This window comes from Clostridium beijerinckii (assembly GCF_018223745.1).
In the GTDB taxonomy this organism is placed as follows: Bacteria; Bacillota; Clostridia; order Clostridiales; family Clostridiaceae; genus Clostridium; species Clostridium beijerinckii.
The window spans coordinates 4689927-4713333 of record NZ_CP073653.1 but is presented as its reverse complement, the minus strand read 5'-3'; the positions used below and the strand labels follow the sequence as shown (position 1 = coordinate 4713333).

The following is a 23407-nucleotide window of genomic DNA, read 5'->3' as shown; positions in this document are numbered from 1 at the left end:
TTATGGTAAAGGAAGTTGATGTAAGAAAGAAATATTCTCATGAATTAAATGAAATGTATTATATTTTAAAAAATTTAGAAAATGACAGATATTATGAAAAAAGTGGTGCTATGTCTGATGGATTTTTAGCAACTAATATTCAAAAATTCAGAAAGCAGTTTGATGAATTAATTAATAAAATCGAATATGATAAAGATTCTGTTGATGAAGAAATATTTAAAGCTATTGATAAAGCAGGAATTTAAAAGTTAAGAACTCTATTTATTTAGGGTTCTTTTTATGTAATAAATTGCATAAATATGGTATGATTATCGTGGGGGGATAATTATATGTTTAAGAATAATACAATTATAAAACACATCAAAAATGAAGGAGTTAAAATAGATAATGATATTCAAAATATTAATACAAAGCTAATTACAGCAATAAAATCACATTATGAAAATGAAAAAAAAGAGGATTTAAAATTAAAAAGAATTTCTTTGGAAAGTAAAAAAGAGCATTGTAAAGAATTTAATTGGATAGCAGCTATAAGTTTAGCATTTTCAATAGTAGCTATTATTGGTACATTATCACTAAACTTGAATAATAAAATAGGTCAGTCATATGGAATAGCACAAAATTTTATTGAAAAACACGATGAACTTAGTAAAGAGATAGATAGTAGCAGTGAAATATTATTTAAATATACGGAAAAATATGAAAATGCCGAAAAAGTAAATGACGCAGCTGAAATTGAAAGATTAGATAACATTCCAGAAGTAAAAAATGCTAATAGAATAATAAGACAAGATACAGAAAAGGAAGGAATTTTATTTGATAATTCAAGAAAACAGTTAGAGGATATTAAGGGAACATGGATAAAATCAGTATATATAGTTACTATTTTTAGTATCTTTATTATTGTAATAGTTGTGACCAGTATAGCAAAAATTATATTAAATAAAAATAAAGAAAACAAGAATAAAGCAATAGATATATTGATAAATGTTATAAATGAAAGGCTAGAAGAAATTAAAAAAGAAGAAGAAGCCAAAAAAGAAAAAGAATCAGAAGAATTAAAAATAAAAAATAATAACTTATTGATTGAGCAATTAAAGGGAATTCAAAATGTTATAAAAGAAAATAAGAGTAATAATGATATTATACAAAAAGCATGCAATAAAATAATAAGAGATATATTTTAGGTGGGAATTAATTCTCGCCTTTTATTATGCAAAAATAACATTATTAATTTATAAAGACGGGAGTAATATACAAAGTTTTCGTGTTAATTTGGATTCTGCATTAGGTGCTAGAACTATGTTAGAGCATATAAAATATTAATATTGTAAGTTTAGCAAGTTATGATCTTCTATAGATTGTAAGTTTGTAACAGAAAAGTGAGGTGATAATAAATGTCAAAGAAGACTTTAACAGACCAACAAATGGAAGCTATAAATCTATTAGTTGTAGGAACTATGAGTAAATTGCAGATAGCAAGTTCAATTGGAGTTAGTGAAAAAACCATCTATAATTGGTTGAATAATAATGAGGTTTTTAAGGAGCAGCTTCAAAAATCTTCAGACCTTTTTACAGAATCTAAAATTTTAGACGCAAAAAATAAGCTATCTACACATTTAGATATGGCAATAGCTAACATAGCTAAAATAGCACAAGATGAATCGAATTCTAAGAGTTTTGAAGCCAATAAGTACATAATTGACAGGAATCTTGGGGCTGTGACAAGTAAAGTCGAAACAAGTCTAATAGATAATAAGCTAAATAATTCCAATGATGATGAAAAACAATCTTATCTTGCTACATTGGAACAGGATTTTGAATCTAATAATGTAATTGAATTAGACAAAGCTAATTAGTATATTATATGATTTCAGTTCTTAAATGTCACATCTATAAAAGTATATGATTAGGATAGAACAGTATATATAAATTTTATCTAGTTACTTGGAGATTAATTATACTATAAAACTATCCTAATCATGTATCAATTCTTTTGGTACTTTTAGAGAAATTAATAGAAGAACAAATGTTTACAATAAATAGGTAAAGCTATCATATTAATTAAAGTTGTCCATCATGTACCAACAATATAATAATTAGTGCAATAGTTAGTGTACCAATGTGCACCAGTAATAATGTATATAGAGTATGTAGTATAAGATCGTTATATATTGTATAAACATTATTGTACTGGTTGGAGAGTTAAATAAGTATACCCTCGAACTGAGGGTATTTATAAACTAGCTGTGGTCTTTTAATGTATCTAATATAGGTTGTATATTGGAAAATTGACCACTCATACCTGAATAATGACTATCTAAATCAAAAATAAATGTTATTAACTTGATATCCTTTATTTTGTTTTTTATGGAATTAATGTTATTTTCCAATGCTTTAATCTGTTCCTCAGCAAATTGTAAAGTGCTGTTTTCTTGGATTTCATCAACAATTAACTGCTTATATTTACTATAAAATTCTTTTGCCATATCTATACTAAATACTTTGCAATCTTGCAGAGTTTGTCCAACATAAAAGTGTATTCCATAACCAAAATCACCATTAATACTGAATATTATTTTGCCATCTCCATATACAGCACTAATATCACCACTATTTACTGATATATTAAAATTTTTTTCTTTAAAGTAATTTTTAAAATCTGCAATTGCTTGATTTTCCATAGTAATTTTAGTACTATAAGTTAATTTATCAAATTCCTTATATAGATCTGTACATTGTTGATTAAGTAAAACCCATTTATCTTTAAGTTCTTTTATTTTTTGTTCTTCGTTTACCTTTGAATCCTGAGCATCTTTAAACTTATCCCAATCCATATTATCACTCCTTAAAATTATTGTTATTGTAAGAATAGTCTACCATTAAACATAATTCGTGTAAATATATGTAATTAATGTTAGTGTAGTATTAATTCAACATTATATTTAAATCTAGATCTGTCAAAAGTTTACAAACGCTGAGTTTTTTAGTTCATTTAGGGTATACTACAAACAATAACAAACTTATATCCTTTAAAGTGGCATTTCTTGGTTGAAAAATACTTAAAAATAGTTCGTAAAACAAATTGACTTCAAACGAACTGAATGATATAATTAACTCATAAGATAAATAATCTATGAGGTGGTAAATATGAACAAAACATATTTCTATATACGTGTGAGTTCCAAAGATCAGAACCCTATTCGCCAAGAAGTAAAGGCTAAAGAATATAATATACCAAAAGAACAGGTATTCATTGAGAAGGTTAGTGGTAAGAACGTAACAGATAGACCAGTATTAAATAACCTTATGGGTGCATTAGAAGAAGGTGATAAGTTAATAGTAGATAGTATTAGTAGATTTGCACGTAATACCAAAGATCTTATAGGATTAGTTGAACAGTTAAATCATAAAGGTGTTATATTTAAATCTATAAAAGAGGAAATAGACACAACAACTCCAACTGGTATGTTTATGCTAACAATCTTTGGAGCAGTAGCACAATTGGAAAGAGATTATATTAAGGATAGACAAATGGAAGGAATAGCAATAGCAGTTCAAGAGGGTAAATATAAAGGTAGAAAAGCCATAGAATATCCTAAACAATGGGATAAGTATTATAAGATGATGAAAGAGGGAACTATTAAGGGTGTTGATGTAATGAGAATATTAGACTTAAAGAAAACAACATTCTACAAGTTAGTTAAGCAGTATGAAGCTAAATAATGTAGAGGATTATATTAATATATAGTCCTTTTATTATGTAATTGATTATATATAGGGTAGGATAAAATTGTCCAAGGGGATTAATTATAATAGTGCCTTTATTATCTATACGTTATCATTGTAACTTGTATATATAACTAACCTGTAGAGGGACTTAGTAGCAAAGAACATTAACTATTATGAGTAATAGAAGAATGAAGAAGGACAATAGCAATTATATATTATTATCTTACTGTAGAGGGACGTAATGAATAACACATGAAGTATAAATGATATGATACTTAAATAGATCAATTACATTCATTATATAATATATCCAATGAAGAGGGACATAATAAGAGATTGTTTGTTATTAATCAATTAGTTAGTATTATATTTATAAAGAAATGACATTGATTGACAATGAATAAGAATAACACTCAACATAAATAAATATTTTTTTATAAAAGTTTTCATTTAGCTTTATAAATCAACAAAAAATATAAAAATATACCCACCACGATTCTAAGTTTTTTTCTCGGAGGTCGCTCCATCTACCAACATAAAATTTCTTAGCAATTTCTAAAAAATGACCTTTCAAATGGCTATATATCAATATTTCCTACATCAAGAGATTCACCAAAATGTAAAAAAATAAATATGAAAATTATTAAGGCATTACTGATATGTAATGTCTATTTTTATACCCCAAATTAAATAAAAAGGAGAGATGACATGATTTATTATGATAACAAAGAATTTGAACAAGAATTTCAATATGAATTATATATAACACACAAGTTCTTAAGTAAATATTATGGCAGCAAGAAAGCTATGAAGTTTATGAAAGAAGGAGATATAAACAAAATAGCTTACGATTTAGCTGAAAGGGACATAACGTATTTTTGTTTGTACTATCTTTCAGATATGTTTGTAGTTAAAGATAATAATGTAGCTAGACAATTATCTCCATCACATTATGATATGTGGAAACTATTAAATGATACTTTTGTTGAAGATAAATTTGACAAGATAAATATAGTAGTTTCAAGGGGATTTGCTAAGACAACTGTGTGTGATACAGCTTGTGCTATATGGTTACATTGCTATAGAAAATCAATATTCACATTATTAATAGGTAAAAAAGAAGATGATGCTGTGGCTTTTATGGACACAATAAAGAAAGTATTCACTGAGAATGAAAAGATAGTTACTAACTTTGGGTTAATGATTGATAAAAGACTTAAATTAAATGCAACAGAGATTGAATTTACTAACCATTCATATATAAGAGCAATAGGAAGTGGTACTTCATGTAGAGGACTTAAATATGGTAAATATAGACCATCAGTAGTAATTGCAGATGATGCACAGAGTGAAACTGACGTAATAACTGAATCAGCTAGGGAAAATAAGTATGACAAATGGTGTAAAGAAGTAGAAGAGGTGGGAGATAAGGCAGTATTCAGAAATGGAAAGAAAATTCAGTCTGCTACTAAGATTATATCAATTGGTACTGTATTACATATGGATTGTTTAATTAGTAGACTTGCTAGAAACAATGATTATTATACTTTCTTAAGAAGGGCAATATTACTTGAAGATGGACAAACTGTAGATAGTATTTTTGAATCACCTTTATGGGCAGAATGCAGGAAACTATATTTCAATGATAGAGATGCAGATTCAAAGAATACAGCAAAACAGTTTTATGAAACATTTAAAAAGGATATGAAATTTCCTACTCTATGGGATGAAAAGTGGGATTGTTTTACAGACTTAGCAGTTAAGTATTGGGAAAATAGAATGTCCTTTATGTCAGAGCTTATGAACGATGCTAGTAATATAGGAGTTAAATGGTTTAAAACCATTATTGATGAATCAGCAGAGTATCTTAGTGGTTTATCATACAGCAAAACTATGTTATGTGTTGATCCAGCTTCAACTACTACAAAAACATCAGATTATACAGCTATGGTTGTGGGTTCTCAATGTGATACTGATAGATTTACTTACATAAGAGATATTGTAATGAGGAAATTAGAATTTAAAGATTATTGTAAGACGGTTTGTGACTTATTAGAAAAGTATCCTGAAATTGAATTTGTGTACATAGAAAAAAATACATTTCAATCGGCTGATGTAACAGCAATACAAGAATTAATTTCTAAGAATCCAGTATTGAAGAATAGAAGAATTATTTTTATAAATGAAATGCAAAGAAAGAACAAGGATGAAAAGATAGGGACTATTATTGATAAGGTTAATAATGGTCAAATTAGATTTAATCGTGAATGTAAAGATAGTGCAGAAGCATTCAAACAAATGAAAGAATTTCAAGGCTGTTCACTATCAAAACATGACGACTTCTGTGATATTGTCAGCGAGTGCGATATTCGATTAAAGAATTTAAAAACAGGTATGGTAACTCTATTAAATAGAAGTTGCCTTTTTTAATGCAAAAAATTAAAGAAAGAGAGGTAATGCAATGATTTATGATAGGCAAATTGCCATGTTATTATATGAAAAGTATAGCAAGGATAAAGGTGATTATACAGATGCAAATTCTTATTATGATGGTGATTCAGTAGCACAGAGTAAATATCCAGTAAATGAAGAAAGATGCAATAGAAAATTTGGAACAAATCATGTTAAATTTATGATTGATGAGGAAGTTTCCTATATGACAGGAAATAAATTATCGTACATTAGCAAGAGTGGAAATAGTCAAGTTGTAAAAGATATTGAATATACTTTAGATAATATAAATTCATGTCTTGATACAGAGCTGACAACACAATTTTTAATTAATTCAGTAGTATATGAATTATATTATATGTATGAAGGAGAATTTAAAATAAAAGTATGTTCTCCACTTGAAAGTATAGGATATATTGATTTAGAAAATAATGTTCAATTATTCCTATATATGTATAAGAAAATGCTTGACGATAAAACTTATATTGATGTTTTTGACGACAAGTATATTTATCATATGGATGAATCTTTTAATGAAATAGCACCTAGGCAAGAACATTATTTTGGAAGGTGTCCAGTAGGTATTGCTATTATGAATAATGGTACAAAAGATACTATTTATAATGCAATTCACGGATTACAGGATGCATATGAATATACGTTGATGGATTGGTCTAATGAAATAGGGGATACACGTTTAAGTTATTTAACTATGACAGGTTGCCAAATGTCAGAGGAACAAGCAAAAATAATGAAAGAAATGGGAATAATATCTACAACAGATGCTAATAGTAAAATTGGTTTCTTGATAAAAGATATTAAGCCAGAGTTTTTGAAATCATATAGAGATATTATTGAAGAAGAGATGTATAAGGTAACACATCATTTAAAAAATCAAATCGCTGTCCAGTCAAATACCAGTGGTTCAATGTTAGCCACAAGGCTGAACTGTCTTAGAATTAAGCTAACTACACAATATCAATGTCTAAAGAATTGTATTAGAACTAGATTACAATGTCTATTTACTTATCTAAATTTAGTAGAAAATAAGAATTATGATTATAGAGATATTGATGTTAAGTTTACTCTTAATTTGCCAAACAATGATCTTGAAATGGCTCAAATCTTATCACAACTTACTGGTAAATTATCAATAAAAACTGGTTTGTCTCAATTAAGCTTTGTAACTAATGCTGATGAAGAATATAAGCAAATGCTAGCAGAGCAAAAGGAAATTCAAGAAAATTCAGCACCACCAAAATTAAATTATGATAATGATAAAAACAGTAATACAGATAATTTAGATAATGTAAGTGAGGATAACAATGGAAACGAAGGTTAATTTCACACAACAAGAAGAAATTGAGTTTATCAGAGGTTTATATACTAAATGTAATGAAGATTTAGATAAAGTTTTTATGTTACATAAGGAAAATAAAGACAAGCTATTGCAAGAGTTAGCCTTAATTCTCCTTTTATATAAAATTAATAATAATGTTATGAACTTAAGCTATTCGGAGAAATCTGAAATAAAGGAGAAGTTTGAAAAGCTAATAGTTAAATTTACTGGTCGACAAGTGAAATTAACTGATAGTGTTATAACATCTATTTTAATTCTTACTGTAAAGAATACTTTTAAATTCTATGGTTATAAGTATACCTTAGAAGAGGTCAAGGATATTGTAAATAGGAAATACAAAGGAAAATTTTATAATGAAAGAATTATAAGGAATGAAAATAAAGTAGCTGCTTATCTTAATGATAAAGTTCAAAGGTTTATTAATGGAAATATTGATGTTAATACTATCAAAGATAATATTGAAAAAACCTATAAACAAAATAAAGATAATGTAATAACTTTAGCAGAAACAGAACTATCACGTTCAGAAAATCTAGCATTTTTATTATTTGCTAAAAGCATTGGAATAGTAGAAATTATTCGTAATGAAGTGCTTGATAGTAGAACGTGCGATGAGTGTGAATCCATACATAATGAAGTATTTAATATAGAGGACGCTCCAGATGAAATACATCCATGTTGTCGTGGATTTAATACTATATTATATTCGGACAGGGTTGAAGACTAGCCTAATTAGTCTTATTTTTTATGTTCAAAATTAAAATTAAATTTTAAGGCACTTACTTGGGGCGTTAGCAACTCGTTTGGGCGAAAGGGGTTTTTGTAAATGTTAAAAAAAGAATTTTTAGAATTAGTTAAGGATATTGAAGAGGATGGAGAAATAGATGAAACTATATTATCCAATGGTTTTTCAAAACAAATTAAGGATTTAGATGGTTTGAAAAATTTACTTGATACTAATGAGTTAGTAAAAGGAATTTATCAAAAAGAATTGGATAGTGGCGTTGGAAAAGGAGTTACTAAGTATAAAGAAAATTTCAATAAGAATGAATTACCTAAGCTAGTTGAGGAAGGTATAAAAGCTAAATCCAATGAGGGGAAATCACCACTTGAAATTAAAGTTGAGGAACAGCAAAGAGAAATTGAACAAATGAAAGCTGAAAAAGTTAAAGCAGAAATGTCTAGCAAATATACTAAGGACTTATCAACTAAGGGACTTCCTACTGATTTAATTGATTTTGTATTAGGTGCTGATGAAGATACAACTAATGCAAACATTGAAAAAATCAGCAACATATTAAGTTCTGTAACTGATACAAAAGTTAAAGAAAAATTGAATAATTCAAACTATGTTCCACCTAAAAATGATTCTAAGACATTTGGGAAACCAACTTGGGATGATGTTATGAAGGGAAAAGCAAGTTACGAAGATTTTAAAAAATCACAAGAAAGCTAATTAATGAAGGTCTTGAAATGATATAGAGCCTATTAATTAGCTTTTTTATTATGTCTTTTTATAAGGCTGAATTAGACGTTAAAGAAAAATGCCTACTATAAAAAAATAAGTGAGGTAATTATATATGAGTATTGCAAGTTTTAAAAAATCAGTTTGGGAAGAAGCTTTAATAACAGAATTTAGAGGGGTATCTGTAGCTAATTTAATTACTACTGCTCCAACAAAAGTTGAAGGTAACAAGGTTATATTCAATATCATTAGTGGTGGTACTATAAAGGACTACACAGGAACAGTTGAATATGATGATGTTACAACAGCACCTATCGAATTAAACTTAGACATTAAGAAATATTTTGCAATAAGTTTAGATGATGTTGACGCTGTTCAAGCTGTAGCACCAGTATTAATGCAAACAGCAAATGAAAAAGCTTTAGATTTAAAGGAAGTTCAAGATGGTGTTGTATTCAAAGAAATAAGTACAAGTATTCCTTCAACTAATGCTATAGGTTCTGCAACTACAAAGAAGCCTATTACTACACCTACTGACGCTTATAATTATTTAGTAGATTTATCAACTAAGTTATCTAAAAAGAAAGTACCAATGGTTAATAGATTTGCTTTAGCTAGTGCTGAATATATCAATTTAATGGCTAAAGATACTAGATTCGCTGATAACTTCAACGTATTACCAAATGGTATTGTACAAGGTGCTACTGTTGCAGGATTTACATTAATCCAAACAGAAGATGTACCTGCTGGAATGGTTTTAGCTTTACATAAATCAGGTGTAGGATATGCTACTCAATTAGATAAAGTTCAAGCTATTACTAGAGAGGGTTCATTCTCTGAAGCTGTAAGAGGATTACAAGTTTCAGGTGTTAAAGCTTTAAGAACTGACGCTTTAGCAGGTCTTTATTATGATATAGCAACAGTATAGTTTAATCGGAGAGGTTTTTAATCTCTCCTTTTCTGAATTAATTATTATAAAAAAAGAAGGTGAATATTAATGACAGATGATGAGTATGAATTAACTGCAATTTGTTATATTAGACGTTATTTAAACAAGGATGATATTACTGATGAAGAAATTAAAACAAAATATTCAATAGTAGTAAAAAGAATAGTAATGAAATTAAAAGAAATAGATGATTTACCAGTAGGTGTTTTATCAACCAAATCTAATGATGTTAGTACAACTTATATGGAAAATAATAATAATGTAATGACTAAGGATATAACAATGTTGTTACCAGTTCCTTATATAAGATTATTTTAATTATAAATTAAATGAATAGGAGGTGAGAAGATGTCAAATCCAATTGATAAAATGTATAAAATATTGATTAAGCAAAATGGAGTTTCAGGAAAAGTTAATGGAGTTGAGTGTAAGTTTTTATTAACTGAATGTCAAGATTCAAATACAAATGGTACTGACCTAATGACAATATCTACGGATAAACCTTTAGAACAAGGATACTTTGTTAATATTGGAACTGATACTTATTTAGTTATTGATAAAAAACATGAAACAATTGCTTATCAAAGCTATAATATAGGAACTATTCAAAAGACCAATCATCTTAATAAATTTGTTAGTAATGAAGTAATATATCAAATTCCTAGTATTTGCACTAACATTACTAAGGGAAAATTAGGCATGATTTACGAATCAGCAGGTATTACAGAAGCAAATGGTGTTTGGTGTTTCATAACTCAATTAAATGATATATCTAAAAAGATTAAGACAGGAACAAGATTTATTATAAATGGTGAAGCTTGGGGTTGTACTTCTTTAGATTTTACGACAGATCAAGGAATATTATATGTAATATTAAGAAAAGGTGCTATAAACGTAGAAACAGACGATATGATTAATGAAGTGGCTGATGGACTTAGTTTGCCGACATATGCTATTACATTAAATAGTACATCACAAAACTTATACGGAACATATACATTCCAAATATTGCCTACTTGTACTAGAAATAACGTGGCTGATACGTCAGCAGTAGTTACTTATACATCAAGTGATAGTTCAATTGCTACCGTTACTAATAGTGGTTTTGTAACTGCTCAAAGTAAATTAGGAAGTGCAACTATATCAGCAGAATATAAAGGTAAAATAGTAACTATGACTATAAATGTTGTTGCAGATGTATATAGTATTGATTTATCAAGTAATTCAGCTAGTATATTTGTTGATGAAACATATCAAATAAATTCCGTTTGTAAGAAAAATAATGTTGTGGTTTCAAGTCCTCAATTGACATATGTGTCAAATGATACTTCAATTGCTACTATAGATGATAATGGAATGATTTCAGCAATAGGACAAGGTTCTTGTAATATTATATGTGGATATGCAAATGTAACAGCTACCTTTAATTTAACATCTAATGCTAATGTTTATACAATAGATTTATCTGAAACAAGTAAATCTATAATTCAAGATGGAACATATCAAATTGAAGCTACTTGTAAGAAAAATAGTGCTATAGTAAGTAATCCAGTTATTACATATAGTTCAAGTAATACAAATATAGCTAGTGTTTCAGCAACAGGAGAAGTAACAACTTTAGCAGTAGGAAACGTTGATATAACTTGCAGTTACCAAGGAGTAAATACGGTTATTAGTATAATAGTTGAAGCAAAACCAATTGTTCATACTTATACTATAAACTTAGAGCCTACAGATAGTGTTTATCAAGGCTCAACTTATCAAGTTAATGCAATTTGTAAGGATAATGATGTTACAGTAGAAAATCCAATAGTAAGCTATTTAAGTGATAATACAAGTATTGCTACTATAGATGCAACAGGATTAGTTACAACAGTTAATATTGGTACTTGTAATATAACAGCTACATTTGAGGGGGTTAGTGATACCTTAAGCTTTGAAGTTAAAAAGATACCACACACTTATACAATAGCTTTAGATTCAAGTTCTCAATCATTATTTACTGGAAATACACATCAAATTATTGCAACTTGTACTGATAATGGAAGTGCAGTAAGTTCACCAGTAGTAAGTTTCGTTTCAAGTGATACAAGTATAGCTACAGTAAGTTCAACAGGATTAGTTACAACTATAGCAAGTGGAACAGCCACAATTACAGCCACATATGAGAATGTAAGTGCAACATTATCATTAACTGTTACAGTTGAGCCAGTAGCAGTTTATACAGAAAATTGGAGTCAAACTACAACAATTAAACAATACGTTACATCAACTTATACTGTTTATTATAGTACCGATAATGGTGTAACTAAGACATATCCTGCTATAGATTATGTGCTTGATAGTGCAGGGGTTGCACTTGGTACAAAAATTACGGTAACACGCAAATCAGACAATTCTTTCTCTGTGAAGAATAATACAATAACAACATTAACTACTTGCCATGTTTCTATAACAGAACGTGCAACAGGTAAGTTATTATCAAATACATTATTAACATTCAAATCAGGAATTTAATTATAGGGTTAGTCAATTTTGACTAGCCCTATAATTTTTATAGAGAAAGAGAGTGATGTATAAAATGGTCATAGGAATTGATATGGGGCATCCATTTAATTGTGGTGCTTTTGGCATTATGTCAGAAACAGATGGCAATAGGGCAGTAGGAAAATTATTAATAGAAAAATTAGAATCATTGAGACATACGGTTGTAAATTGTACCTATGATATTAATGTAAATGAATTAGCAAACAGAGTAGCTTTAGCAAATGCACAATCATTAAATTATTTTATATCCTTACATATGGATAGTTTTGATAATGCAAGTGCTAATGGTGTAACAATCTATACAACTGAAAATTCAAGTGCTAAAAATAAAGCTAATGAAATTGTAAATGTAGTAGCAAATTCATGTGGATATAATAACAGAGGATGGAAAAGTGCTAATTTCTATGTATTGAAAAATACTAATGCACCAGCAATGCTGCTAGAAATGGGATTTGTGACTAATCAAGATGATTGTAATAGATTTAATGCAGAAGATATAGCTAATGCAATAATAAAAGGATTGACTGGCGAAAGTTCTACTGAAGATGAAAATGGTTATATAGTAACAAATTATTTACCTCATTCATCAGGAGATTATGATGGAGTAGATATTAACTATGTATTAAGTTACTTTCAGAATGTAAAATGTTATGTCAGAGGTAATGAAAAGGGTATTTGGATAGAAACTCAGTATCTGAGTATGGACAAATGTAATGAATTAAAGAGTACTCTAGGATCATGGTTTTATGAGATTAAATATTAGGAGATGATATAAATGTTAAATTATTTAGAAAAATTCAAAAATACTGGGACTATACTTTCACTAGTGGGCTTGATTGGATTATTATTAATTCAATTTGGAGTTGCTGTAGATATGGAATGGTTAAAGAATACTGCTAATATTGTATGTTCAATTTTAGTTATTTTAGGTATTTGCAATAATCCTCATACAGATGGATTAGATTTACCTCAAATTAGGTCAAATGATAATAAAATAGAGTAGGGGGAGTAATATGGATGAAAGTACAGTACAATCTATTTTGCAACGCTTAACTAAAATAGAAACTCTATTAGAAGTAGACGTTAAAAATTTAGAAGATAGAGTAGATAAAGACTATAAAAATATGGATGTTAGGATTAGTAAAATTGAAAGTAATAATACATGGCTTTGGAGAACGATAGTAGGTGCAATAATAGGAGTAGTAATTGGAGCAGTGACAATAACATTTAAGTAAGTACATATGGGGTAATAAAGAATATTTCTATTCTTTATTACCTAATTTTTTTCTATTTAGTATATTTCAACAGTTTTTTTTCATTTATCTCAGGAAACTTATCATTAGAAAAAACATTGTGGAAAATTTTATGATATTTTTAGAAAAAATAACATCAAAATATGTTATAATTAAATCAAAAACGCAATTATAAAGCAGAGGTATTAAAGGTAATCTTAATGAAAAAAATTATTTATCTAGATCAAAATAAGTGGATTGAACTTTCGCAGTGTTTTTATGGGAAATCAGACAAGCATAGAGATGTATTGGGTGTTATTATCGAAAAAACTAATAGTGGTGAATGGATATTTCCTATTTCAATAATTCATCATATTGAGACAGAAATAAGGGAACAGGATGTACAACGTCAGAAGCTTGCTAAATTTATGGGAGTGATATCAAAAAATTGGACAATAAAACCCAACTTAATAGATAGAAATAATGAATTGGAATGTAATTTTAATAATAAATGTTATAACCCAATTAAACAAGACTATTTAAATGTAATAGGACAAAATTTAGATGATGTTAAGATAACATTAAATAATAGAGTTTTAGATACTAATATAATGGAAAATTTGAAACAAAGTTCATTAGATTATAATGTATTTGAGGAGTTTATAGAAATACAACATAATACAGGAGATAGAGAAGAACAATTTGCTGATAACGAATTTCACAAAGAGACATTAGAGTATTTTAGAAAAGAAAGTGAAAAAAATAGTGATAAAAGCATAGAAGATCAATTTATATATTTTTATATGGACTGCTTTAAAGGAGAATATTCACAGATATTAAGAAAAATTTTGCCAGAGAATCAAAATAAAATTGCTTATAAAATGTATAAACAAAAATTACCTAAATCTTTTTATGTTAAAATGAAACTAATATTTGAAAGTGTAATAAAAAATAAAGAACGTAAAATAGATAAAAATGATTTTAAAGATATTATGTTTTTATCGATGGCTATTCCTTATTGCGATGTAGTAATAACAGAACGGTTTTGGACAGGTTTGATTACTGAAAATGGTCTAGACAAAATGTATGATACCGTAATATCTAAAAATATTGATAAGTTGATTCAATTATAATGTAATTCTAAAAATATTATTTTAGTAAGGTTGTGTTAATATGGATGACAAAAATGGTACTCTTAATTTGTTATATTTTTCAATGATTTTTAGCATTATTTCTTTAATTGCAAAAATTATATATCCTATACCTACATTGGGTGGGATATTGACCAATATACTTAATCATACCAATTTATTGGAAACTATATCGTATTGGTTTATATTAATAACTATTTTAATTGATTTTATTGCAATAGTATGCATTGCTTTGTATTCTGCAAATAAAGTGAAAAGTATTATTAATAATTTTCTAGGTAAATATGATTATAATTATGACGATGATGAACTATCTTCAAGAGAAATATTAACGTTAATTGGTGGAGGTATATTTTCAATTATAACTTTATGTGTAATAGTAAAGTACTCTATATTTTTAATTATTGGTCTTTTCATTCTGTGTACATTATTTGGTGGAAATAAAAAATAGGATTAATATGTGGGAAGTTTATATTTTTATGGTAACTGATGTGAATTTAACATATAATTAAACATATATAGAATAGTTTGTGGGTGAATATATGGCTAAAAAAGTGGGGATTAGTTTTAAAGATAATAATGAATTAGAACAAAAGCTATATGATTTTTTAAAGAAGAAATCTATACTAATTGGTGAAAGCAACTATATAAAGCAATTATTATTAGAAAAAATGCAAAGTGAAGAGGACTGTAAAAAATAGTCTTCTTTTTTTATATATTTTTTTCTTCCATGTGGAAACTTTTTATTCTTTCAAGCATAAAATATATCAAAAGATATGAAACAGGAAGAAGGATTCAAATGATTTTAGGTGTAGATATCGGGAATTATTATACTAAAAGTAGTAAAGGTATCAATTTTCTATCAAAGGTATCCAATAGATGTGGATTAGTAGAAAATGAAGCTATTATCTTAGACGGGAAAACTATGTATTTAGGAGAAGGTGAATTTGATAGTGAATATCGAAAGGCATATAAAGAAAATTTATTGTATTTATTGCAAGGAGCAATACAAAAAAGCACTATTGATAAGCATAATAAAGTAGTTACTGGATTACCATTAAGCCAGTATAAACAAGACAAAGATTATCTAAGTAATAGAATAATTCAAAGTGGAATTGTGGATGATGTTGAGGTAGTTCCAGAAGGAGTTATAGTATTACCAATAGACTTTGAGGGGATTGCAATTGATATTGGAGGACGTACAACAGATATAGCACTAATAATAAAAGAGGACAATGTCCGTAAAATTAAGCAGCCATTTAGTTTACCAAAAGGCATGTTGAATTTAGAAAATGAGTTCATTAATTGTATAAATAATAAATATGGTTTGGATTTATTACAAAGAGATGCAAATAGAATCCTAACAAATGGTCTGTTTATATATGGTGAAAAAAAAGAATTTAGTATTGATATGTATAAAGATTTTGTAGGGAGCATTATTAAAATAATTCAAGTAGATTATTCTTTGAAAACCAATAACTTAATGTTAATTGGAGGAGGGGCTGAAATACTATTTAATCCATTTAAAAAGCGTATTCCACAAGCTCAACTCATTGAAAATAGTTTTTTTGCTAATGCGTTAGCATATGAACAAGTTGGAAGGGGGATTTGGTAATGAAAAAGGTAGGGATAAGTTTTAAAGAGAAGGAAAAAGACTTATACAATTTCCTCATTAATCAAATATCTCCAAGTGTCTACATCAAACAGTTGCTAAAAGAACAAATAGAAAAAGAAGAAAAGCCTAAAGAAAACAATAGTATTAAAAATAATTTTAATTTCTAAGGGGTGGATATATGTTTGATTTAGATTTAAAAGTATTTTATTTCTTTTATTCTCATTGTAAAGTTTTAGGTTCAATTTTTGGATTTGGAGCATTTGAAGGTGCAATAATGTACATTAGTGTTATTGCATTAGCAATAGTTAAAGTTAATGAAGCTAAGAAGGTGAAGAAATAATTGTTTGTAGAATTAGGAATTTCAGTTGGCTTAGTTTCTTTATATAATTACTTTAATTCAGCAGATAAACGGAAATTTAAAAACAGTTTTAATGAAGTAATGCTGAAGACTGGAATAAAAAACAAAGATGATGAAACCTTTAAAATATATAAAATAATCCCAACAAGTTATGGTTACATTTGTTATTTAAGAAATACTAAAGGATTGAGTATAGAACATTTAGACAGCAAAATAAATATACTTGAAGGTAATTTAAATAGCATTGTACAGCTAGAAAAGGATAGATTCAAGGATTATATAAAAATGTATGTTGTAAATAAAGATATAGATAAATTCAAATTTGAGCCTGTTAAATGTCTAAATCATTTACTATGGATTGGTAAAGATTTTAAAGGACAAAACTATTTCATTGATGTAAACAAAGACCCACATTTACTGCTCGGAGGTGCAACAGGTACAGGAAAGAGTTTCTTATTAGCTTCAATATTAGCAAATTTAATTTATAGCTCCAGTAAATATATTGATTTATATCTATTACAAATTTGTAAATCCGAAATAAGTGCCTTTGAATGTTGTGATTGTGTTAAATATAGTGCCTATAGTGAAGAAATGTGCAAGGTTGCATTATTGAAATTATTAAAAGAATTGGACAGACGTAGTGAACAATTTAAGAAATTTGGAATCCGTAATATTACGCAATGGAATAATCATAGAAAAGACAAATACATGAAAAGAATATATGTTGTAATAGAAGAATTATCATTTTTCATGGAAACAGAATTATTTGAATATGTTATGAAAATAGCAAAGGCAGGAAGGTCAGTTGGAATACATTTGATAAGTTGTATTCAAAGAAGCACAGCCACAAATCTGCCACCAGACTTAAAGAGCCAAATGACACGTATTACATTTAGGCAAAAATCAAGTATAGATTCAGTTAATATCATAAATACAGCTGATGCAACCAAACTAAAAGAACGTGAATGTATTGTTGACGGAAATAGTGATTATCAGCTTATTAAAACACCTTGGTTAGATGAGGATTTTATATTGCTGCATAAGTATGTTGAACAAATTAAAGTACCTACGCAAGATGAAAAACAGGAAATTTTAAATGTTAAAAAGATTAATAATAAAATCTATTCTATAGAGCAACCACAAATCGTTGACATTGAAGAATCTGAAATAAAAGAAGAAAAGCCAAAGAATAATAAAACTAGAAAAGGAGTAGTTTCTATGGAGGACTTTAAAAATGGCTTTAACAGAAAGAGATAGAGAAATTTTAACATGGATTCAAGATTATAAATCAATAACTTTAAGTCAATGCACTTATCTATTCTTTAATGGTAATTATGAGGGGTGTAGGAGAAGACTAAAACAATTAGAATCCTTTGGATTATTAAAAAGTATTCCTAATGTATTACTTAAAACTAGAGTATATTATCAAGAACGATTAATAAGTGACCATGATTTATTTATATATGAGTTCTTAAAGGTTATAAAAATAAATGGTGGAGAAATAATTCAATTTAAAATCAAACCACAATATCTTGATAAAAAGATTGTACCTGATTGTTTTATAATATTCAGCTACAATGGAAATGTATTCTTTATATTATTAGAAGTAGATTTAACTCACTATACTTCAAATTCAAAAATGAAGAGATATGAGGAACTTTATAAGACAGGAGAACTTCAAAATATATGTTGCGAAACATTTCCTATCGTGGTGATAGCAAGACCAACACAAGGTATTAGATACAACAGTAACAACTTCCATGTATTGTATTTAGACTTATTTTATAATAATTTTTATAATCTTTTATTACACAATTCTTCCATTATATAATACTTCCTATTTTATTGCGTAAGCCAAATAAGGCTATGACTAAATTGAAAAGGATAGATTGTATTTTATATACTACAAACTATCCTACAGTACATACAACAACACTTCCTACAAAAATACATATTACTTTTGATAAAATTTAAACCAAACCAAAGAAAAAATTTTATACAAAACAGTAATATGAAAAAATAATAGGAGGTCGATGTATATGAATTACATCATTGCATTATTAGCTTTACCAGTTGTGATAAAAATATTCACTCACTTTGGATTACAAAAGCTAAGATTAATACCCAAAAGCGTAATTACTGCCGAAATGGTTATTAATCAAATGAACAAACAAAAAATTAGACCCTTGAAAGTTGAATTACTTTATAACGATGTTTATAAAGATTTTCACGACAAATTCAAGGAAAAAGAACTAGATAGACAACAAATAGTTGCTATTAGAAAATACCTAAGTCAACACGTAGAGCAGTACCCACATAAGAAATTTAAAAATGATATACACGCAATTTACACAATGCTATCAGCCAAGGATATTAAACGAAGACACCTTGAAATAGTACAAAAAATAATAGCTTAATTAATTACCTTGAAGACTATACAAATTTATTTTTGTTTTAGTCTTCTTTTTAAACACATATACAATGTAGGATTTCTTATTTATAGTTTATATAAAATAATTATTGTAAAGTTGGTAAAAAAGGTATAGTATTATATCAAGGTATACATTGATTTGATATAAGTATTTGTATAAATTTGTATTAAGGTGTATATTGATAATATAATAATAACAGAAATTGCTATAAACTTAGTTATATAGCCATTTTAGAGTCATGATGACGATGACGTTCAAGAAGTTTACCACAACGCTGAATTCCCTGAAGGATGGGATGAATAGAGAGATTACAAGCTCTGAAAAGTGTGAAAATCTCTGGGTTAAGACATACTTATAAAATAATGACACTTTCGATATCAATATACATAGTTAATTGATATTGGAGGTGTTTTTTGTTACTTGTAGATTTTCTAAATTACTTACATACTAAAGCAGGTTTATTTAGGGGCTGCTCCAAATTGGCTTAAGTGTTTGGAATAGTATTATGTATGATATTTTATGGAATACTAAGTGCATAGATATTTTAAATATAGGGTAAAAACCCTTGCACTTAGGAGTGAATTTATATGTATTCAATTGATAACCAATTAAAAATAGAAGATTTTATATTTCCATACGGAGAATTAGATAAAAATAATAGGTGGGTTAAATTAGCGTCAATAATACCATGGCATGAATTTGAAGAAACATATGCTAAACAATTCATTAATAATGGTCGTCCATCAAAACCATTTCGAATTGTATTAGGAAGCTTAATAATAAAGCAAAAACTTAATTGTTCCGATCGTGAAACGGTATCTGCTATCGCCGAAAATCCTTACCTTCAATATTTTATTGGTTTGAAAGAATTCCAAAATTCCGCACCATTTGGAGCGTCTTCAATGGTTGAATTTCGAAAAAGAATTGATGATGATATGATTATTGAAATGAATAATACTATTCTTAAAGATACTACTAAAAATAATGATGATAAAGATAAGCATGACGATAATGATGATGGAAATGATTCAGATCAATCTAATCAAGGCACTATCATTATTGATGCAACATGTACTCCAGCCGATATAACTTATCCACAAGATTTAAATCTTTTAAATTCTGCAAGAGAAAAACTTGAAGGATATATTGATCAATTGCATAATCCTTCTGAATCTAAAAAGCCTAGAACTTATAGGAAAATTGCGCGTAAGGATTTTCTAAATGTTTCAAAGGCCAGAAAGAAAAATTCTAAAAAGATGCGCAAAGCTATAAGGAAACAATTAAATTATATTGCTAGAGATATTGGATATGTAGTAAATTTTATTGCGAATGGAAAAAAGCTTAATAGTCGACAATCAGAAGAATATGAAGTGATTTTACAGTTATATCATCAACAAAAATATATGTTTGATAATAGAAAACATACAGTAGAAAATAGGATTGTTAGTATCAGTCAACCACATGTTAGACCAATTGTTAGAGGAAAAACTAAAGCTCCTACGGAATTCGGGGCAAAAGTTGAAATAAGTGTTGCTAATGGTTATGTTAGAATGGAAAAGTTGAGTTGGGATGCTTACAACGAATGCGAAAGCTTAATACCTATAACAGAGAGTTATAAAGCAAGAAATGGCTTTTATCCTGAAAGAATATTGGCTGATAAAATTTATAGAAATAGAAAAAACTTAAACTATTGCAAAGAAAATGGAATTAGCATTACCGGCCCTGCTTTAGGCAGACCTAAAAAGAATAAAACTAAAGCTGAAAAAAATCAAGAGTATGTTGATACATGCGAAAGAAATGAAGTTGAGGGAAAGTTTGGTACTGGTAAAACTAGATATGGTTTAGCCAGAATATTTGCAGATTTAAAAGAAACTGCTGAGTGCGTTATTAATATGGCATTTTTTGTAATGAACCTTGATAAAAAATTGAGGGTCATTCTAGGCCATTTTACAAATTACTATATTTTGGAATACTACATATAAATATAGGGGGTTTTAAAGCACCCCCTATTTAAGGGATAAAGACCTCAGACTGAAGTCATTGTTCTAGTAAATAATTATTTTAATCCTAATACAATAATGCTATAATAATCCTATATTCCGTAAAGATGGGTTACGGTGGTTGTGCGTTTTCCGCCTTGGGCTGTTAGAAATAATGGTCTAAGGGGGTGGTATTAGATTGTGATAATTGGATTGTTAATAATATCAATATTGATACTATTAGTTATACTGATTAATAGAGCTTTAAGAAGTAATTCTAAAAATTGTGAGTTTAATCTCGATGTTAACATAAAAGGTTTTAAAATAAATTTTAAGACAACAGAAAAGAACGCCCCATCAGACCAAGATTAAGCGTTCTTTTTCTAACCAAATAAAAATCTAATAGCCCTAAACTTAAAAACGTTCTAGGGAAAGTTAGTGTTTGCAGCACTAACTTTTCTTATTTATATTATATCACGTTTTCGTGAATTAAAACATTAAAATTAATAAATTATAAGCTATAGGATAGATGAAGAAAAAAGATTATCGCTAAGCGACATTTAGGAGCTTAGTAAAGAACTACAAGATAACGATAAATATATGATAGAAATTTAAAAAGATATGCATCTATAGTAGAAAGCATTTAAACTATAATAGATGAAATTTAGAAGGGATATTTAAAGCATATTTGTTGTTTATTAATATAAATCAATATTTATTAAAGATACAAGTAGAAACTAAGATCCTCTGGTATATATGTAAAACGCGATTAACAATGTTATTCAATAGTTGTAAAATTTTTGTAAACATGGTATTATGGAATAGAAATATATATGGCAATTATTCCAAATTATATATGAAAGATTACAAAAAATGTAGGTCTGTACAGTAAATAATTGTTAATAATATTTTAGAAGAAAAAGTTTTAAACAAGATAGACCCAATAATGATCATTATGGTATAATTACTATGGCATATATTGGCTGTATTTAATATGTTATGTAAGAAATAAAAGAAAAAACAAGTATATTTTGTTATAAGGAAACTTTGATCCATATATTTTAATTGGGCACTTTATATATGGTGAGTTAGTAGTGCAACCGACCTTTATATTTTATAAAGGCCGGTTTTTATATTTTTTTAAAGAATTTGTAATATACTTACAAATATAGTGGAGATATATTGAAGATGTACTTTTTCTAACTATGATTAAAATAAGAGAATGAATCTTTATTATCTTAATGTAATTTTAATTAAATATTTTGAAAAAATGAGAATAAAATACAAATTTATATACAACAACGTTTACAAAAAAGTTAAATAATATTAAAATGTACAATGAGAGGTGATTTTTTGGATTATACATTAATATGTATTTTAGGACTAGTTATAGGAAGTTTTTTAAATGTTTGTATTTATAGAATTCCTATAGAAAAATCAATTGCATTCCCACCATCCCATTGTACAACCTGTAAACATAACTTAAATCCACTAGATCTAGTGCCTGTATTTAGCTATATATTTCTTAGAGGAAGATGTAGGTATTGTGGTGAGAAAATCTCTATAAGATACCCTTTTATAGAAATTTTAAATGGATTGATGTATTTAATTGTATATGTAAAGTTTGGATTAGATCTAATCACTATAAAATATTGTATTTTGGTATCTCTTTTAATCGTAATTAGTGCTATAGATTTTGATACGCAGTTCGTATTTACAAGCACCACGATTTTTGGAGGAATAGTTGGCATTTTATTTATATTATTACAATATGTTTTATATAAGAATAATGTTCTGGATTTAATTCTAGGAGGAATACTAGGAGCAATAATTATAGGATTAATAGTGTTTTTAACAAGGGGAATGGGTGAAGGTGATATTGAAATTGCCGCTGTGTGTGGAGTGTTCTTAGGAGTTAAAGGGATTTTATTAGGCTTATTTCTAGCAATTGTGCTGGGTGGAATAATAGGAATAATTGTTTTAGCGCTAAAATTAAAGAAGGCAAAAGAAAAGATAGCATTTGGCCCTTTTATAGCAATAGGAAGTTTGATTTCAATGCTCTATGGAGCAGAAATATTAAAAATCTATTGGAATGTGTTAATGTGAAGATACACTTTTTTACAATAACTTTACTTG

The 23407-nt window shown here is 27.6% G+C and carries 27 protein-coding genes and 1 riboswitch; of the genes, 26 read left to right on the top strand and 1 reads right to left on the bottom strand.

The window, feature by feature from the left end; all coding sequences use genetic code 11:
* Positions 1-2 precede the first annotated feature (2 nt).
* The 3 genes from KEC93_RS21280 to KEC93_RS21270 all read left to right on the top strand — a co-directional run bounded on the left by KEC93_RS21280 (position 3) and on the right by KEC93_RS21270 (position 1859).
* Positions 3-245, top strand: a complete 243-nt coding sequence (locus KEC93_RS21280; RefSeq protein ID WP_077868621.1) for a hypothetical protein — start codon at positions 3-5, stop codon at positions 243-245.
* A gap of 84 nt (positions 246-329) precedes the next feature.
* Positions 330-1187 carry a hypothetical protein gene (locus tag KEC93_RS21275; RefSeq protein WP_077868622.1) on the top strand — a complete coding sequence of 286 codons (858 nt, stop codon included), beginning with the start codon at positions 330-332 and terminating at the stop codon, positions 1185-1187.
* 210 nt (positions 1188-1397) lie between these two features.
* Positions 1398-1859, top strand: coding sequence for a phBC6A51 family helix-turn-helix protein (locus KEC93_RS21270; protein WP_077868623.1), 462 nt, complete (start codon positions 1398-1400; stop codon positions 1857-1859).
* 384 nt (positions 1860-2243) lie between these two features.
* On the opposite strand, the gene KEC93_RS21265 is transcribed toward KEC93_RS21270, so the two are convergent.
* Positions 2244-2837 (bottom strand): hypothetical protein, encoded by a 594-nt coding sequence (locus KEC93_RS21265; protein ID WP_077868624.1) that lies wholly within the window; start codon positions 2835-2837, stop codon positions 2244-2246.
* Positions 2838-3150: 313 nt separating this feature from the next.
* Here KEC93_RS21265 and KEC93_RS21260 point away from each other — a divergent pair, with 313 nt between their 5' ends.
* From KEC93_RS21260 to KEC93_RS21150, 23 genes are all read left to right on the top strand, one after another.
* The gene (locus KEC93_RS21260; protein ID WP_077868625.1) at positions 3151-3726 is read left to right on the top strand and encodes a recombinase family protein; all 576 of its coding nucleotides are present in this window, start codon (positions 3151-3153) and stop codon (positions 3724-3726) included.
* Positions 3727-4440: 714 nt separating this feature from the next.
* A complete protein-coding gene (locus KEC93_RS21255; RefSeq protein WP_077868626.1) occupies positions 4441-6162 on the top strand; it encodes a terminase in 1722 nt (573 codons plus the stop codon).
* 31 nt (positions 6163-6193) lie between these two features.
* On the top strand, positions 6194-7525 hold the full coding sequence (locus KEC93_RS21250) for a phage portal protein (RefSeq protein ID WP_077868627.1): 1332 nt from the start codon (positions 6194-6196) through the stop codon (positions 7523-7525).
* Complete coding sequence (locus tag KEC93_RS21245) at positions 7509-8270, top strand: structural protein (protein ID WP_077868628.1); 762 nt, start codon at positions 7509-7511, stop codon at positions 8268-8270. Before KEC93_RS21250 ends, KEC93_RS21245 begins: the two co-directional genes overlap by 17 nt.
* A gap of 99 nt (positions 8271-8369) precedes the next feature.
* A complete protein-coding gene (locus KEC93_RS21240) occupies positions 8370-8999 on the top strand; it encodes a DUF4355 domain-containing protein (protein ID WP_077868629.1) in 630 nt (209 codons plus the stop codon).
* A gap of 124 nt (positions 9000-9123) precedes the next feature.
* Positions 9124-9936, top strand: coding sequence for a hypothetical protein (locus KEC93_RS21235; protein WP_077868630.1), 813 nt, complete (start codon positions 9124-9126; stop codon positions 9934-9936).
* A 69-nt stretch (positions 9937-10005) separates the two neighbouring features.
* On the top strand, positions 10006-10275 hold the full coding sequence (locus KEC93_RS21230; RefSeq protein WP_077868631.1) for a hypothetical protein: 270 nt from the start codon (positions 10006-10008) through the stop codon (positions 10273-10275).
* 30 nt (positions 10276-10305) lie between these two features.
* On the top strand, positions 10306-12474 hold the full coding sequence (locus tag KEC93_RS21225; RefSeq protein ID WP_077868632.1) for an Ig-like domain-containing protein: 2169 nt from the start codon (positions 10306-10308) through the stop codon (positions 12472-12474).
* Positions 12475-12538: 64 nt separating this feature from the next.
* On the top strand, positions 12539-13267 hold the full coding sequence (locus KEC93_RS21220; RefSeq protein WP_172462680.1) for an N-acetylmuramoyl-L-alanine amidase: 729 nt from the start codon (positions 12539-12541) through the stop codon (positions 13265-13267).
* Between the two features lie 12 nt (positions 13268-13279).
* A complete protein-coding gene (locus tag KEC93_RS21215; RefSeq protein WP_077868634.1) occupies positions 13280-13507 on the top strand; it encodes a hypothetical protein in 228 nt (75 codons plus the stop codon).
* 10 nt (positions 13508-13517) lie between these two features.
* Positions 13518-13739, top strand: coding sequence for a hemolysin XhlA family protein (locus KEC93_RS21210; RefSeq protein ID WP_077868635.1), 222 nt, complete (start codon positions 13518-13520; stop codon positions 13737-13739).
* Between the two features lie 218 nt (positions 13740-13957).
* The gene (locus KEC93_RS21205; RefSeq protein ID WP_077870014.1) at positions 13958-14869 is read left to right on the top strand and encodes a hypothetical protein; all 912 of its coding nucleotides are present in this window, start codon (positions 13958-13960) and stop codon (positions 14867-14869) included.
* 40 nt (positions 14870-14909) lie between these two features.
* Positions 14910-15338 carry a hypothetical protein gene (locus tag KEC93_RS21200; protein ID WP_077870015.1) on the top strand — a complete coding sequence of 143 codons (429 nt, stop codon included), beginning with the start codon at positions 14910-14912 and terminating at the stop codon, positions 15336-15338.
* Positions 15339-15429: 91 nt separating this feature from the next.
* Positions 15430-15588, top strand: coding sequence for a hypothetical protein (locus KEC93_RS21195; RefSeq protein ID WP_172462681.1), 159 nt, complete (start codon positions 15430-15432; stop codon positions 15586-15588).
* A gap of 98 nt (positions 15589-15686) precedes the next feature.
* Positions 15687-16502, top strand: a complete 816-nt coding sequence (locus KEC93_RS21190; protein WP_077870016.1) for a ParM/StbA family protein — start codon at positions 15687-15689, stop codon at positions 16500-16502.
* Positions 16502-16669, top strand: coding sequence for a hypothetical protein (locus tag KEC93_RS21185; RefSeq protein WP_172462683.1), 168 nt, complete (start codon positions 16502-16504; stop codon positions 16667-16669). The genes KEC93_RS21190 and KEC93_RS21185 overlap by 1 nt, the downstream gene beginning before the upstream one ends.
* A gap of 11 nt (positions 16670-16680) precedes the next feature.
* A complete protein-coding gene (locus tag KEC93_RS21180; RefSeq protein WP_172462684.1) occupies positions 16681-16842 on the top strand; it encodes a hypothetical protein in 162 nt (53 codons plus the stop codon).
* On the top strand, positions 16843-18117 hold the full coding sequence (locus tag KEC93_RS21175; protein ID WP_077870017.1) for an FtsK/SpoIIIE domain-containing protein: 1275 nt from the start codon (positions 16843-16845) through the stop codon (positions 18115-18117).
* Positions 18095-18691: a hypothetical protein gene (locus KEC93_RS21170; RefSeq protein ID WP_077870018.1), complete on the top strand. Its 597-nt coding sequence runs from the start codon at positions 18095-18097 to the stop codon at positions 18689-18691. Before KEC93_RS21175 ends, KEC93_RS21170 begins: the two co-directional genes overlap by 23 nt.
* A 208-nt stretch (positions 18692-18899) precedes the next feature.
* On the top strand, positions 18900-19277 hold the full coding sequence (locus KEC93_RS21165; protein WP_077870019.1) for a hypothetical protein: 378 nt from the start codon (positions 18900-18902) through the stop codon (positions 19275-19277).
* A 602-nt stretch (positions 19278-19879) separates the two neighbouring features.
* The gene (locus KEC93_RS21160) at positions 19880-21274 is read left to right on the top strand and encodes an IS5 family transposase (RefSeq protein WP_111944660.1); all 1395 of its coding nucleotides are present in this window, start codon (positions 19880-19882) and stop codon (positions 21272-21274) included.
* A gap of 198 nt (positions 21275-21472) precedes the next feature.
* Positions 21473-21643, top strand: coding sequence for a hypothetical protein (locus tag KEC93_RS21155; RefSeq protein ID WP_171787120.1), 171 nt, complete (start codon positions 21473-21475; stop codon positions 21641-21643).
* A 660-nt stretch (positions 21644-22303) separates the two neighbouring features.
* Positions 22304-22386, top strand: a riboswitch (cyclic di-GMP riboswitch).
* A gap of 238 nt (positions 22387-22624) precedes the next feature.
* Positions 22625-23377 carry a prepilin peptidase gene (locus tag KEC93_RS21150; protein WP_077869758.1) on the top strand — a complete coding sequence of 251 codons (753 nt, stop codon included), beginning with the start codon at positions 22625-22627 and terminating at the stop codon, positions 23375-23377.
* Positions 23378-23407 lie beyond the last annotated feature (30 nt).

Bases quoted from the DNA above. Each gene is read 5' to 3' on its own strand.
- KEC93_RS21280 (WP_077868621.1), top strand. From the start codon at position 3: ATGGTAAAGGAAGTTGATGTAAGAAAGAAATATTCTCATGAATTAAAT.
- KEC93_RS21275 (WP_077868622.1), top strand. From the start codon at position 330: ATGTTTAAGAATAATACAATTATAAAACACATCAAAAATGAAGGAGTT.
- KEC93_RS21270 (WP_077868623.1), top strand. From the start codon at position 1,398: ATGTCAAAGAAGACTTTAACAGACCAACAAATGGAAGCTATAAATCTA.
- KEC93_RS21265 (WP_077868624.1), bottom strand. From the start codon at position 2,837: ATGGATTGGGATAAGTTTAAAGATGCTCAGGATTCAAAGGTAAACGAA.
- KEC93_RS21260 (WP_077868625.1), top strand. From the start codon at position 3,151: ATGAACAAAACATATTTCTATATACGTGTGAGTTCCAAAGATCAGAAC.
- KEC93_RS21255 (WP_077868626.1), top strand. From the start codon at position 4,441: ATGATTTATTATGATAACAAAGAATTTGAACAAGAATTTCAATATGAA.
- KEC93_RS21250 (WP_077868627.1), top strand. From the start codon at position 6,194: ATGATTTATGATAGGCAAATTGCCATGTTATTATATGAAAAGTATAGC.
- KEC93_RS21245 (WP_077868628.1), top strand. From the start codon at position 7,509: ATGGAAACGAAGGTTAATTTCACACAACAAGAAGAAATTGAGTTTATC.
- KEC93_RS21240 (WP_077868629.1), top strand. From the start codon at position 8,370: ATGTTAAAAAAAGAATTTTTAGAATTAGTTAAGGATATTGAAGAGGAT.
- KEC93_RS21235 (WP_077868630.1), top strand. From the start codon at position 9,124: ATGAGTATTGCAAGTTTTAAAAAATCAGTTTGGGAAGAAGCTTTAATA.
- KEC93_RS21230 (WP_077868631.1), top strand. From the start codon at position 10,006: ATGACAGATGATGAGTATGAATTAACTGCAATTTGTTATATTAGACGT.
- KEC93_RS21225 (WP_077868632.1), top strand. From the start codon at position 10,306: ATGTCAAATCCAATTGATAAAATGTATAAAATATTGATTAAGCAAAAT.
- KEC93_RS21220 (WP_172462680.1), top strand. From the start codon at position 12,539: ATGGTCATAGGAATTGATATGGGGCATCCATTTAATTGTGGTGCTTTT.
- KEC93_RS21215 (WP_077868634.1), top strand. From the start codon at position 13,280: ATGTTAAATTATTTAGAAAAATTCAAAAATACTGGGACTATACTTTCA.
- KEC93_RS21210 (WP_077868635.1), top strand. From the start codon at position 13,518: ATGGATGAAAGTACAGTACAATCTATTTTGCAACGCTTAACTAAAATA.
- KEC93_RS21205 (WP_077870014.1), top strand. From the start codon at position 13,958: ATGAAAAAAATTATTTATCTAGATCAAAATAAGTGGATTGAACTTTCG.
- KEC93_RS21200 (WP_077870015.1), top strand. From the start codon at position 14,910: ATGGATGACAAAAATGGTACTCTTAATTTGTTATATTTTTCAATGATT.
- KEC93_RS21195 (WP_172462681.1), top strand. From the start codon at position 15,430: ATGGCTAAAAAAGTGGGGATTAGTTTTAAAGATAATAATGAATTAGAA.
- KEC93_RS21190 (WP_077870016.1), top strand. From the start codon at position 15,687: ATGATTTTAGGTGTAGATATCGGGAATTATTATACTAAAAGTAGTAAA.
- KEC93_RS21185 (WP_172462683.1), top strand. From the start codon at position 16,502: ATGAAAAAGGTAGGGATAAGTTTTAAAGAGAAGGAAAAAGACTTATAC.
- KEC93_RS21180 (WP_172462684.1), top strand. From the start codon at position 16,681: ATGTTTGATTTAGATTTAAAAGTATTTTATTTCTTTTATTCTCATTGT.
- KEC93_RS21170 (WP_077870018.1), top strand. From the start codon at position 18,095: ATGGCTTTAACAGAAAGAGATAGAGAAATTTTAACATGGATTCAAGAT.
- KEC93_RS21165 (WP_077870019.1), top strand. From the start codon at position 18,900: ATGAATTACATCATTGCATTATTAGCTTTACCAGTTGTGATAAAAATA.
- KEC93_RS21160 (WP_111944660.1), top strand. From the start codon at position 19,880: ATGTATTCAATTGATAACCAATTAAAAATAGAAGATTTTATATTTCCA.